The sequence below is a fragment of the Bradyrhizobium sp. WSM2793 genome, from assembly GCF_000379585.1.
Lineage (GTDB): Bacteria > Pseudomonadota > Alphaproteobacteria > Rhizobiales > Xanthobacteraceae > Bradyrhizobium.
The window spans coordinates 35793-48933 of record NZ_KB902804.1 but is presented as its reverse complement, the minus strand read 5'-3'; the positions used below and the strand labels follow the sequence as shown (position 1 = coordinate 48933).

The window sequence follows — 13141 nt, the reverse complement described above, 5'->3', positions numbered from 1 at the left end:
ATCATTTCGGCGCGAAGCCCTGTCATCGGTCGCGGATCCCTGGGAGCATGGAACGAATGCATCAGGCCGCCCGCCTGGAGTTCGAGCGCGTGATGGAGGAGTTTGCCCGCTGGCACATTGTGCCTGCGGACGAGCGCTCGCCCGCGCCCGCCTGGTGGTGGGGACCTGCCATGGCGGTGTTCGACGACCAGGAGCAGATGAGTTGCCCATGGTGCGCCGAACTCGGTTTGAACGAGGGTGCGAGCTTCGCCGAGGGCGCGCACGCGATTCTCGCGCTGTTCGTCGAGCAGACATCGCTGACAGGGCCTCAGGATTTTCCGAGCAAGGTCGAGGGCGGGGAGCACGACGTCCGCGAGCTGCACCCGCAGCCGTCAGACGACAGCGCGTTTCAGCCGTGACGCCGCAGCTTCAGTAGCGGCAACGTCCGGCTCCGGCTGGAGCGGCGGGGCGACAGGCAGGACCATCGGCCGCAGCAGTTCGGCCATCTGCTTGGCCGGCAGCGGCTTCGAGATCAGGAAGCCCTGCATCTCGTCGCAGCCATGGGTACGCAGGAACGCCTCCTGCTCGACGTTCTCGACGCCTTCGGCGACGACGGTCATGCCGAGCGCCTTGCCCATGCTGATAATGGCCTGCGCGATCGCCTGGTCCTCGGAATCCTGCGGCAGATCGCGCACGAAGGAGCGGTCGATCTTGATGGTGTCGATCGGGAAGTGCTTCATCAGCGACATCGACGAATAGCCGGTGCCGAAATCGTCGATGGCGAGGCGGATGCCGCGGCTCTGGATGGCATCGAGCACCTTGAGCGCGCGGCCGACATTGCGCATCATCATGCTCTCGGTGACTTCGAGCTGGAGCAGCACCGGCGACATGCCGCTGGCCGCCAGCGCCTCGTCGACGTCCTGCAACAGATGCTCGTCGGCGAACTGCCGCGGCGACAAATTGACCGCCATCGACAACGGCAACAGGCCGCGGCGCTGCCAGGCCATGGCTTGCGCGCAGGCCTCGTTGAGCACCCAGCGGCCGATCGGCACGATCAGGCCGGTTTCCTCGGCGAGCGGAATGAACTGAGCCGGCGAGATGTTGCCGAGATCGGGATGCGTCCAGCGCAGCAGGGCTTCCACGCCGGTGATCTGGCCGGTCTCCATGTCCACCTTGGGCTGGTAGTTCAAAGAGAACTGCTCGCGCTCCATCGCAAAGGACACATTGTCGGCGAGACGCTGCAACAGCTCGACGAACTCGGCCGTGAAGGTAGCCGGCTCGGTCGACATGTAGATCATGACGCCGACGGCCTGATCGTGCACGATGAGCGGAAATGCCGCGCCCGATCGCGCGCCGTCGCCGCGGACGACGGCGTGGAATGCGCTGACGCGATCGTCATTAAGATAGTCGTTGCTGATGCAGGGCTGGCGCGTGCGGAACGCCGTGCCGCTCATCCCGCGCCCTTCGGGACGCTCGGGGTCGATCGAGAGGCGAACGTTCCGCGTGGTGTTGGAAGATGGCCCGGCGCTCGCCACGATCTCCAGCTGGTCGCTGTCGGCCCTGGCCAGCGCGATGGTCGTCGACGTGAACTTGGCACCGTTCGAGGCCGCGAGACAGACGAGATCGAACAGCTCGGCGCGCGACTTCGCCCGCATGATCGCCTCGTTGGTCGCGCTCAGAGCCGCGAACATGCGCGTCAGGCGCTCCTTCTGCGCCTCGGTGCGGGCCTTTTCCTCGGCACGGTCGAAATTGTCGAGCGCGAAGGAGACGTTTTCGGCAAGGCGCCCGAGCAGTTCGACCAGATCGGGCGTGAATGTGTTCTCCTCGGGCGCGAGGAAAAGCAGGATGCCGATCGGCTCCTGGCCCGCCTTTAGAAGCGGGAAGCTGGCGGCGGCCCGCGTTCCGTCCTCGATCGCCTTCGCGCGCCAGTATGCCGACCGCGGCTCGTTCAGATAGTCGTTCATGACGCTGGGCCGGCGGGTCCGGAGCGAGGTGCCGATGATCCCCTTGGCTTCGGGATGGTCGGCGGAAATGCTGCAGGTCCGTCCAACCATCTGCTGCTGCAGGCGCCCCTTCACCGCGACGACGCGGACGAGCTCGTTTTCCTCGTCGATGATGCCGATCGTTGCCGACGCGAACACGTCGCCGAGAATAGCTGCCTGGCACGCGGCCTCGAACAGGTCCTCGCGCGTCTTGGCGCGCATGATCGCTTCATTGGTTGCGCTGAGCGCTTCGAACATTCCGCTCAGGCGATTGCGCTGCTTGTCCACTTGCGCCTTCTCCTCGGCGCGATCGAAGCCTTCCAGCGCGAAGGCGACGTTGGCCTGGAGCTTGCGCAGCAATTCGACGAATTCGGGTGTGAACGTGCCGCACTCCGGGGAGTTGAACAGAAACACGCCTTCGACCTGGTCGCCGTTGAAGAGCGGCAACGCGGCGGAGGACGCGATCCCGTTGCGGCGGGCGCTGGCGTGCCAGGGCGCGATGCGCTCGTCGGCGAGAACGTCGTTGCTGACGGCGGGCTGGCGCGTGCGGAACGCGGTGCCGGTCAGTCCGCGCCCTTCCGGCACCTCCTCGGAGATGGATAACTTGAAGTTGCGAACGTGGTCGGCGTTCGGTCCGTAACAGGCGACGACGCGCAGCAGCCCGGCGTGAGGGTCGACCAGGGCGATGTTGGCCGAAGTGAACTTGGCGCCCTTCGCCGTCGCCTCGCAGACGAGGTCGAACAGATCGGCGCGCGACCGCGCCCGCAGGATCGCCTCGTTGGTGGCGCTGAGCGCCGCATACATGCGCGCCAGCCGCTCTTCTTCCGCAGCGATTTTGGCCTTCTCGGACTCGCGGCCGAAATTATCGATCGCGAACGAGACGTTCTCCGCCATACGCAGCAGGAGCGCGACGATCTCCTCGTCCTTGGCCCAGGAGCGGCTGATGAAAAACAAGAGCACGCCGACACTTTCACCGTGCCTGATCAGCGGCGCGACCACGCAGGCGGCAACGCCAGTGTTGACGTTGGCCTGCTCCCACGGCGTGCCTCTGGTGCGGCTGGCGAGATCGTCCTCGACGATGGCCTTCTGCGTCCGGAACACCTCACCGGATAGTCCCTTGCCGTAGGGATTCTCCGGATCAATCGAATAGCGCGCCTGGGTGATCAGTGCGAGGTTCTGGCCGGTGGACGCGACCGGACTCATCCAATGCGAATCCGGTTCGCGGAGCAACACGATGGTCGCCAGCGACTTGCCCCCGTGAACGGAGGCGTCACACACGAGCTGGTACAGCTCTTGCTCGGTCTTGGCGCGCAGGATGGCTTCGTTGGTGGCGCTGATGGCGCCGAACATGCGGTTGAGTCGCCGCGTCGCCCGTTCGCTGGTCTGCCGCGCGGTCTCGCGCGCGAAATTGTCCAGAGCGTAGGAAATGTTGGCCGACATGCGCTCGAACAGCGACACCATCTGCTCGTTCAGCGAGCCGGCTTCGCGGCGGGTCACGTAGAGCACGCCGACGCTCTTGCCGTTGCAGAGCAGCGGCAGTGCCGCAGCCGCGCCAATGCCGGCGGAAGCTGCACCCTGACGCCACGCCAGCGAACGCGGGTCGTTCAGATAATCATTGCTGACGCACAGTTTCTGATCGCGAAATGCCTCGCCGCCGACGCCCGAGCCTTCGGGTGTGCCGGCATCCGTCGTGATTTCGATCGAGCGCAGCCGCGCAATGTCATCGCCACAGCCGGCCGCAAAATGGAGCCGCCGGTCGTCCGCTCCGACCAGAAACACGGCGACAGCCAAGAAATCCCCGCTCGAAAACCCGGCGTTGCAGACCTTCTGGTACAGCTCGTCCGGCGATTTCGCATAGAGGATCGCTTCGTTGATGGCGCTCAACGCCGCAAAGGTGCGCGCGAGTGTCGTCGGCACGATCTCAGCTCCCGGGCATTTCTGCCTATTTCTCCCGGGTGACTTTATGAGGGGCCATCGCCTAAGTGGTGGTTATTGCGCGCTGCAAACAATCGATCAAAGTGAACGAGCTGCGAACGACCCCGGGTAAACTACCGAAAATACCGCCGCGCGGGACGAATCCTCAGCGAGAGGCGCGATCTCTTTACGAATTTGCAGCCCTGTATTGGTTTACGGGAGATTGATATCGCAGCTGCGCTTTGAGACGATGGCCTCCAACAATCAGTGCCCGCCAAGGGCAAAGACCCCGGGGAACGCCATGCCGATCGTCACGGCCGATCGCCTCACGCGCGTCAGCGCCGCCCTGCTCCGCGCCACCGGAGCCTCCGAGGAAGAAGCCGACGCCGTCGCCGTCGGCTGCGTCAATGCCAATCTCGCCGGCCATGATTCCCACGGCGTGATCGCCGTTCCCACCTATATCGACCGGATCAAGGCCGGCCACATCGTTCCCGGCGCCAAATGGACCGTGGTCCAGGAATCGCCGACCACGACCGTGATCGACGGCCATTGGGGCTTTGGTTTCCACGTCAACGCCAAGGCGATGGCGCTGACGATCGAGAAAGCCAGGACGGCGAATGTCGCTGCCTGCACCGTGTTCCGGCAAAGCCATGTCGGCCGCCTCGCCGCCTACCCCTTGATGGCGATGCGCGCAGGCATGATCGGGATTGCCACGGCGGATTCCGGCCGCTCGCCGAAGCACGTGGCGCCGTTCGGCGGCAAGGAAGCGCGGCTCGGCACCAACCCGATCTCGATCGCGGTGCCGTCCGATCTAGATGCGCCATTCTATCTGGATATGGCGACTTCAGCTGTCGCAGCCGGCAAGATCCAGCTCGCGGTCGCCCGAGGCGAGGAGATTCCGACGGGCTGGATCATCGATGCCGAGGGACGACACACCACCGATCCGACCCAATACCGCAAGGGTGGCGCGCTGCTGCCGCTCGGCGGCACCGAGGGCTACAAAGGCAGCGGCCTTGCTGCGATGGTCGAGGTGCTGTGCGGCCTCCTCACCGGCCTCGGCTTCGGCGTCGAGCCGACGGGGCGACACAATGACGGATGCTTCATGGCGGTGTTCAATGTCGCCGCATTCCGCCCGCTGCAGGAGTTCAAGCGCGAGGTCGCCGAGTTCGCGCGCTATCTGAAATCGACGCCGCCGTCAGAGGGCAGCAAAGGCGTCTACTATCCCGGCGAGATCGAGGGCCTGCGCGAGGAGCAGCGCCTGCGCGACGGCATCGAGATCGAGGATGCCACCTGGGAAAGGCTGCGCGCGCTGGCGCGGGAATACCGGCTCGACACCGTCCTCGATCTGGCCTGACGGCATCAGGAGAACAGCAGCATGAATCGACAGATGGTCCTGGTCGGCTTTCTCCAGGCGCAGAACTGCACCAACCTGCCGAGCTCCTGGCGGCATCCGGATTCGCGCGACGATTCGATGTCGGCGGACTATTATCAGGAGATCGGCAGAATTCTCGAAGCCGGCAAGTTCCACATGGCCTTCTTCGACGACCGCCTGGCGATGCCGGACCGCTACGGCAACGACCACGCCCATACCGTCGAATACGGCATCCGCTGCGTGAAGATGGATCCGCTGATCGTGCTGACCACGATGGGCATGGTCACCGAGAAGCTCGGGCTGGGCGCGACGTGCTCGACCACTTATTACGAACCGTTCGACGTCGCCCGCCGCTTCGCGACGCTCGATCTCATGTCCGGCGGACGCGCCGGCTGGAACGTCGTCACCTCGCTCAACGACGGCGAGGCGCTCAACATGGGGCGCGACTCCCATCCAGAACACGATTCCCGCTACGACAAGGCCGACGAATTCATGGAGGTCGTGCTCGGCCATTGGGACACCTGGGAAGACGGCGCGCTCATCATGGACAAGAAGACCGGCCGCTTTGCTGATCCGACCAAGGTGAAGCGGCTCGACCACAAGGGCGCGGCGTTCAAGTCACGCGGGCCGTTCACCGTGCCGCGTTCGCAGCAAGGTCATCCCGTGATCATCCAGGCCGGGGCATCGGGCCGAGGCCAGCGCTTTGCCGGGCGGTGGGGCGAGGTGATCTTCACCGCCGCGCGCAATCTTCAGGGCGCCAAGGACGGCTATGCGTCCGTGCGCAACGAGGCCGCCAAGGCCGGCCGCGATCCCGACCAGATGTTCCTCTGCAATTTGACGACGCCGGTCTGTGGCGCGACCAAGGCGGAAGCCGAGGACAGGATGGCGCTGATCAACAAGCTGCCGCTCCAGATCGACGCGCTGTCGCTGCTTGCCGAAGCGCTCAACTACGACTTCGCCTCCAAGGATCTCGATGAACCGCTGACCACTGACGAGTTGAAGAGCATGCAGGGTATCCTGGGCATCCGCGACGGCGTGCTGAAGAATTCGGGCAAGAGCAATCCGAGCGCGCGCGACTTCGTCACTTTCTCCGGCCGCGGCCAGGTGCAGGACGCAATGGTTGGCGGCCCCAAGGAGATCGCGGACAAGCTCGAGGAGATGTTTGTCGAGCGCGGCTGCGACGGCTTTGTCATCGCGGCGACCTACGTTCCCGGCTCCTACGCCGATTTCGTCCAGCATGTCGTTCCGGAGCTGCAACGCCGCGGACTGTTTCAGAAAGACTATCGCGGCAAGACGCTGCGCGAAAATCTCGGACTGAAGCGGCCCGCGGCCGGCGCCTGGAAGGTGCCGCCGCGCGATGCCGCGAAATAGCAACGAGGACTTGGCATGCGCTGGCTGAAATTTACTGATGCAGGCAAGACCTCGTGGGGAATCATCGAGGACGACAAGGTAATCGCAGTCGAAGGCGACCCCTTCGGTGAATGGCGGCGCAGCTCGCGCACGCATTCGCTGTCGGACGTGAAGATCGAGTTGCCACTGATCCCCCGCACCTTCTATTGCGTCGGCTTGAACTACCTCAAGCACCTGAAGGAAGCCGCCGACAAGGCCGGCACCGTGCCGGCCGTGCCTGACCGTCCCGAGATCGGCTATCGCGCCCAGAACGCGCTGATCGCACATGACGAGGACGTCGTGATCCCGTCCTTTGCGACGGAGAAAATCCATTACGAGGGCGAGCTCGTCGTCGTCATCGGCAAGAAGGTGAAACATCTCACCAAGGACAACGCGATGGATTGCGTGTTCGGCTACACCATCGGCAACGACGTCAGCGAACGCAGCTGGCAGAAGGCCGATCGCAGCCTGTGGCGCTCGAAGAACGCCGACACGTTCAAGCCGATGGGGCCGTGGATCGAGACCGAAGCCGATCTCGAACAGATGGAAACGGTGGTCCGGGTCAACGGCAAGGAGACCAATCGCTTCGCGACCAACGACATGATCTTCGGCGTGGTGCCGTTCCTGGTCGAACTGACCAAGTATTTTACCTTATGGCCCGGCGACGTGATCTGGATGGGCACGGACGGTGCCTCGCCCGACATCAAGCACGGCGATATCGTGGAGATCGACATCACCGGTGTCGGGACGTTGCGGAACAGGTTTGTGCGGGAGGGGCGCTAGCGGCCCCGCAGCACCGGTGCCGTAGGGTGGGCAAAGGCGCTCTTGCGCCGTGCCCACCATCTTTTTCCGTCGTGAAAGATCGTGGGCACGCTTCGCTTTGCCCACCCTACGGCATCTCTCGGGAATCAAAACGGCAGCGCCACACTCGACTTGATCTCCTTCAGCACCACGTTGCTGCGGACGTAGCGGATGCCGGGAATGCGGAACATGAACTCGTCGAGGAAGCGGTTGTAGGCCGCCATGTCCTGCACGACGACGCGCAAATGATAATCGGCGTCGCCCGTGGTCGCAAAGCACTCCAGCACCTCGCGGCGTTTGGTTACCCGCGCGACGAATTCGTCGACGAACTTTGCATCGTGCCGTTCCAGCGAGACGTGGAGAATGGCGGACATCGCGAAGCCCGCCGGCTCGCGCGCGACCAGCGCCGCATAACCCTGGATGATGCCGGCCTCCTCCAGCGCGCGCACGCGTCGCCAACAGGCAGAGGTGGACATGCCGACCTCGTCGGCGAGCTGCTGGTTGGTGGCGCGGCCGTCCTTCTGGAGGTGCGCGAGAATCCGGGTGTCCTGGTCTTCGATCATCGATCGGCTCAATCTGGTGTATTCTACCGCATGATAGCCGAATCCGGGACAATTTACCAGAATCAGCTTGCGGCTAGGAAAGATAGGTAAGACCTACCAACCATCAGGGCCTACCCTCCGCTCATCCGGCAAGGATGCCGCGGGAGGTCCGCATGGACGCCTTTCCGTCACTCGACCCCTACGAACTCTCCGATCGCTACGATCGTGAACACGGCCGCGTCTTCCTTACGGGCACACAGGCCATCGTCCGCATCGCGCTCGACCAAGTCAGGCGCGACCGGGCCGCGGGGCTCAACACGGCCGGCTTCATCTCAGGCTATCGCGGCTCGCCGCTCGGCGGCATCGACCTCGAGCTCTGGCGCATCCAGGAGCGGCTGAAGCGGGACCGCATCGAATTCCTACCCGCAGTGAATGAGGACCTCGCCGCGACCGCGGTGCTTGGCTCGCAGCAGGTCGAAACGCAAGGAGATCGCGAGGTCGATGGCGTGTTCGGCCTCTGGTACGGCAAGGGCCCCGGCGTTGATCGCTCCGGCGATGCGCTGAAGCATGGCAATGCCTACGGCTCCTCGCCGCATGGCGGTGTGCTGGTGGTCGCCGGCGACGACCATGGCTGCGTCTCCTCCTCGATGCCGCACCAGTCCGACGTCGCCTTCATGAGCTGGTTCATGCCGACGCTGCATCCCGCGAGCGTCGGCGAGTATCTCGCGTTCGGCGAATATGGCTATGCACTGAGTCGCTTCTCCGGCATGTGGGTCGGCTTCAAGGCGATCTCGGAGATCGTCGAGTCGGGCGCCTCCGTCGCGCTGCAGCCGCCGCGCCACTTCCGCACGCCCGAGTTCACGCCGCCGCCAGGCGGCCTGCATTATCGCTGGCCTGATTTGCCGGGCCCGCAGATCGAGGAGCGGCTCGAGGCGAAGAAGCACGCGGTCTACGCCTTCGCCAAGGCCAATCCGATCGACCGTCACATCTACGACATTGCGGACGCCACCTACGGCATCGTCACCACAGGCAAGGCCCATCTGGACCTGATGGAGGCGCTGCGGCTGATGGGCCTTGACGAAGCCGCCTGCCGCAGCATCGGCATCGACGTCTACAAGGTCGGCATGGTCTGGCCGCTGGCGCTGCATGACGCCATGGATTTTGTGAAGGGCAAGCGCGAGATCCTCGTGGTCGAGGAGAAGCGCGGCATCATCGAGAGCCAGTTCAAGGAATATTTTTACGACTATCCTGGCAGCAAGCCGGTGCGCATGGTCGGCAAGCACGACGAAACCGGCGCCAGGCTGATCTCCTGGATCGGCGAATTGTCGCCCCGCGCGCTGGCGGGCGTGTTGGCGCGCCGGCTTGATCCGATGTTTCCAGGCCTCAATCTCGCCGCACGCGCGGCCGCTCTGATGCCGGAGGCCGCACGCACCATCAACGTCTCTGGCGCGACGCGCACGCCGTATTTCTGCTCGGGTTGCCCGCACAACACGTCAACAAAGGTACCTGAAGGCTCCAAGGCGCTGGCCGGCATCGGTTGTCACTTCATGGCAAGCTGGATGGACCGGGAGACCTCGTCACTGATCCAGATGGGCGGTGAAGGCGTCAACTGGGCGGCGTCGTCACGCTTCACCGGTCACAAGCACATCTTTCAGAACCTCGGCGAAGGCACCTATTACCACTCCGGCTCGATGGCGATCCGGCAGGCGATCGCCGCCAAGGCCAACATCACCTACAAGATCCTGTTCAACGACGCCGTCGCGATGACCGGTGGCCAGCCGGTCGACGGTCCCATCAGCGTGCATGCCATCGCCCACAGCGTCCGCGCCGAAGGTGTGGCGCGCATCGCGCTGGTGTCGGATGATCCGGCACAGTTCTCGCCTGCCGACCTGCCGGCCGGCGTCACCCTTCATCCGCGCGAGGAGATGGATGCCGTGCAGCGCGAGCTGCGCGATGTCCCCGGCGTCTCGGTCCTGATCTATCAGCAGACCTGCGCCACGGAGAAGCGACGCCGGCGCAAGCGCGGGCAGATGGCCGACCCGAAGCGCTTCGCCTATATCAACGATCTCGTCTGCGAGGGCTGCGGCGACTGCTCGGTGGAATCCAACTGCCTCAGCGTCGAGCCGAAGGAGACGCCGTTCGGCCGCAAGCGCCAGATCAACCTGTCGACCTGCAACAAGGATTTTTCCTGCCTCAACGGCTTCTGCCCGAGTTTTGTGACCGTCGAAGGCGCGACGCGTCGCAAGAAGAGCGCGAGCCAGATCGACGCCGTTGGGCGCGCCGCCACACTTCCGTTGCCCGCGACGGCGGCACTCGACCGTTCTTACGACCTGCTGGTGACCGGCGTCGGCGGTACCGGCGTGATTACTGTCGGCGCGCTGATCGGCATGGCGGCGCACCTCGAACGCCGCGGCGTCTCAGTGCTCGACTTCACCGGCTTCGCGCAGAAATTCGGGCCCGTGCTGAGCTACATCCGCCTCGCCTCGAGCCCTGCGGCGCTGCATCAGGTCCGTATCGACCAGGGCGCAGCCGATGCGCTGATCGGCTGCGATCTCGTCGTCAGCTCCTCGCCGAAGGCCTCCGGCACCTACCGCCGCGGCACGCGCGCCGCGATCAACACCGCGGAGATGCCGACCGGCGACGTCGTCCGTTTCCGCGATGCCGATCTCGCCTCCCCCGCGCGCCTGCGTGCAATCGGCCAAGTCATCGGCGAGGGCAATCTCGGCACCATCAACGCCAACGCGCTAGCGGAACGGCTGCTCGGCGATGTCGTCTATGCCAACATCATCATGCTGGGCTTTGCCTGGCAGCGCGGTTTGGTGCCGATCTCACTGCAAGCGCTGCTGCGTGCAATCGAGCTCAACGGCGTCGCCGTCGAGCGCAACAAGCAGGCCTTTGCCTGGGGCCGGATTGCGGCCGCCGATCCGGACTTTTTGCCGAAAGTCGATGAAGCGCCCAAGATCGAGACGCTCGACCAGATGATCGAGCGGCGCGCCGAATTCCTCACTGCCTATCAGGACGCCGCCTATGCGGCGCGCTACCGGGCGACCGTCGCGAGGGTCCGCCGCGCCGAAGCTGTCCTGAACAGCGAGGCCCTGACCGAGGCCGTCGCACGCGCCCTGTTCAAGCTGATGGCCTACAAGGACGAATACGAGGTGGCGCGGCTGCACATGCAGGGCGGATTCCTCGACGAGCTGAAGCGCGAATTCGAGGACGGCTTCAGCGTCCAGTATCACCTCGCCCCGCCCTTCCTGCCGTCGCGGCGCGACGCACGGGGGCGTCCGCGCAAGCGCGCCTTCGGCCAATGGATCCAGATGCCGCTCGCCATGCTCGCGCGGCTGAAGGGGCTACGCGGCACGCGGTTCGATCCGTTCGGCTACACCGGGGAAAGGCGCACCGAGCGCGAGCTGATTGCCTGGTATGAAGGTTTGATCGAGCGGATGCTCGGCAGGTTCGATGCCGCGCATCTGCCAGGTCTCGTCGCAATCGCAGCAGTGCCGATGGACATCCGCGGCTACGGCCCGGTCAAGGACGCCGCGATCGCGAAGGCGAAGATCGAGGTCGAGCGGCTGTTCAATGAACTCCACCCGTCGCCGCCGGCAAAGCTGCGCGCCACCGGTTGACGCGGAGCCGGCGAGGCTTCAGCCTCTATCCCCGGGGGGCCCTGATGGCTGCCCACCAATCGGGTGACGCATCATGGATTTCGACCAATTGACCCTGACCCAGGCCGCGGCCGCCCTCCGCGCCGGGACAGTCAAGAGTACCGCGCTCACAACGGAGGCTCTCGCCCGCGCCAAGGCCAATGCCGATCTCAATGCCTTCGTCACGCTGGACGAGGCCGGCGCCCTGAAGGCCGCTGCGGCATTCGACGCGACGGGCGACAAGGACAAGCCGCTCGGCGGTGTGCCCCTTGTGATCAAGGACAACATCGAGGTCGCGGAACTGCCCTGTAGCGCCGGCACACCCGCACTCAGAGATTACGTTCCGAAAGCCGATGCGCCGGTCGTGGCAAAGCTACGCGCGGCGGGCGCGATCATCATCGGCAAGACCAGCATGCACGAGCTGGCCTTCGGCATCTCCGGCTACAACACCGCGTTCAAGACCGGCGCGGAGTTCGGCGTGCGCAACGCCTATGACCGGGCCCTGATCGCCGGCGGCTCCTCGTCCGGGACCGGCGCTGCAATCGGCGCGCGGATCGTCTCAGGCGGGCTCGGCACCGATACCGGAGGATCGGTGCGCGTGCCCGCCGCCCTGAACGGATGCGCCTCGCTGCGCCCGACCGTCGGGCGCTATCCACAGGAAGGCATCGCCCCGATCTCGCACACGCGCGACACTGCAGGCCCGATGGCCGCGACCATGGCCGACGTCGAGCTGCTCGATCGCGTCATCACGAATGGCGAGGCGGCCCTACCGGCCGACCTGAAGCAGGTGCGGATCGGCATCGTGAAGACGATGTTGACCAATCTCGATGCCGACACCGAAACCGCCCTCCAGGCCGCCATCGTGCGGATGAAGGCTCAGGGTGTCACGGTCGTCGAGGTCGAGATGCCGCAGCTCGCCGAACTCAACGGCCAGGTCGGCTTCCCGGTCGCGCTGTACGAAGCCTATGACGACATGGTCGGATATCTCGCCCGCACCGGCACGGGCCTCACCATCGAAGCGCTGGCGACGGAGATTGCGAGCCCCGACGTGAAGGGCACCTATGATGGCCTCGTCATCCCGCGCAAATTGCCGGGTCCGGACAATACGCTGCTCGATGCCAGGCCGATCTACGACGCGGCCATCAAGACCGCACGACCGGCGCTACAGGCGCTCTATGCCAGGACCTTCGCCGATCATCGGCTCGACGCCATCGCTTTCCCGACCACGCCGCGCGTCGCGATCGCCTCCAACCCAGACTCGAGCAGCCTCGAGAACTTCGGGCTGTTCATCCAGAACACCGATCCCGGCAGCAATGCCGGTATTCCCGGCATCCAGCTCCCGATCGCGCTCGGCGCCAACAGCAGATTGCCGATCGGACTTGAACTCGATGGCCCTGCCGGAAGCGATCGCCGCCTGCTCGCGATCGGCTTGGCGGTTGAAAAGCTGTTCGGACGGCTGCCGCCGCCGCATTGACGCTCTCGTAGGGTGGGCAAAGCGAAGCGTGCCCACGTCTTCTGTCC

The 13141-nt window shown here is 65.0% G+C and carries 8 protein-coding genes; 6 read left to right on the top strand and 2 right to left on the bottom strand.

Features of this window, described 5'->3' with window-relative positions:
- Nucleotides 1–56: 56 nt before the first annotated feature.
- Entirely contained in the window at nt 57–398 is a 342-nt protein-coding gene (locus A3AS_RS0131775; protein ID WP_018321524.1) for a hypothetical protein, read from the top strand.
- Here A3AS_RS0131775 and A3AS_RS0131770 read toward each other — a convergent pair.
- On the bottom strand, nt 372–3878 hold the full coding sequence (locus A3AS_RS0131770; protein WP_018321523.1) for a GAF domain-containing protein: 3507 nt from the start codon (nt 3876–3878) through the stop codon (nt 372–374). The two genes, A3AS_RS0131775 and A3AS_RS0131770, sit on opposite strands and share 27 nt — an antisense overlap.
- A 298-nt stretch (nt 3879–4176) precedes the next feature.
- On the opposite strand from A3AS_RS0131770, the gene A3AS_RS0131765 reads away from it, so the two are divergent.
- Genes A3AS_RS0131765 through A3AS_RS0131755 form a run of 3 tightly spaced genes read left to right on the top strand, consistent with a single transcriptional unit; the run spans nt 4177 to nt 7419 of the window.
- The gene (locus A3AS_RS0131765) at nt 4177–5229 is read left to right on the top strand and encodes an Ldh family oxidoreductase (protein WP_018321522.1); all 1053 of its coding nucleotides are present in this window, start codon (nt 4177–4179) and stop codon (nt 5227–5229) included.
- Between the two features lie 21 nt (nt 5230–5250).
- On the top strand, nt 5251–6618 hold the full coding sequence (locus tag A3AS_RS0131760) for an LLM class flavin-dependent oxidoreductase (protein WP_018321521.1): 1368 nt from the start codon (nt 5251–5253) through the stop codon (nt 6616–6618).
- 15 nt (nt 6619–6633) lie between these two features.
- Nucleotides 6634–7419, top strand: a complete 786-nt coding sequence (locus A3AS_RS0131755) for a fumarylacetoacetate hydrolase family protein (RefSeq protein ID WP_018321520.1) — start codon at nt 6634–6636, stop codon at nt 7417–7419.
- Nucleotides 7420–7544: 125 nt separating this feature from the next.
- Here A3AS_RS0131755 and A3AS_RS0131750 read toward each other — a convergent pair whose 3' ends face one another.
- Nucleotides 7545–8000 carry an Lrp/AsnC family transcriptional regulator gene (locus A3AS_RS0131750; protein WP_018321519.1) on the bottom strand — a complete coding sequence of 152 codons (456 nt, stop codon included), beginning with the start codon at nt 7998–8000 and terminating at the stop codon, nt 7545–7547.
- Between the two features lie 152 nt (nt 8001–8152).
- Between A3AS_RS0131750 and A3AS_RS0131745 the strand changes: the two genes are divergently transcribed.
- Together A3AS_RS0131745 and iaaH are read left to right on the top strand one after the other, a co-directional pair.
- Complete coding sequence (locus tag A3AS_RS0131745; protein ID WP_018321518.1) at nt 8153–11602, top strand: indolepyruvate ferredoxin oxidoreductase family protein; 3450 nt, start codon at nt 8153–8155, stop codon at nt 11600–11602.
- 73 nt (nt 11603–11675) lie between these two features.
- The gene (iaaH, locus tag A3AS_RS0131740) at nt 11676–13094 is read left to right on the top strand and encodes an indoleacetamide hydrolase (RefSeq protein ID WP_018321517.1); all 1419 of its coding nucleotides are present in this window, start codon (nt 11676–11678) and stop codon (nt 13092–13094) included.
- The last annotated feature ends 47 nt before the right edge of the window (nt 13095–13141 follow it).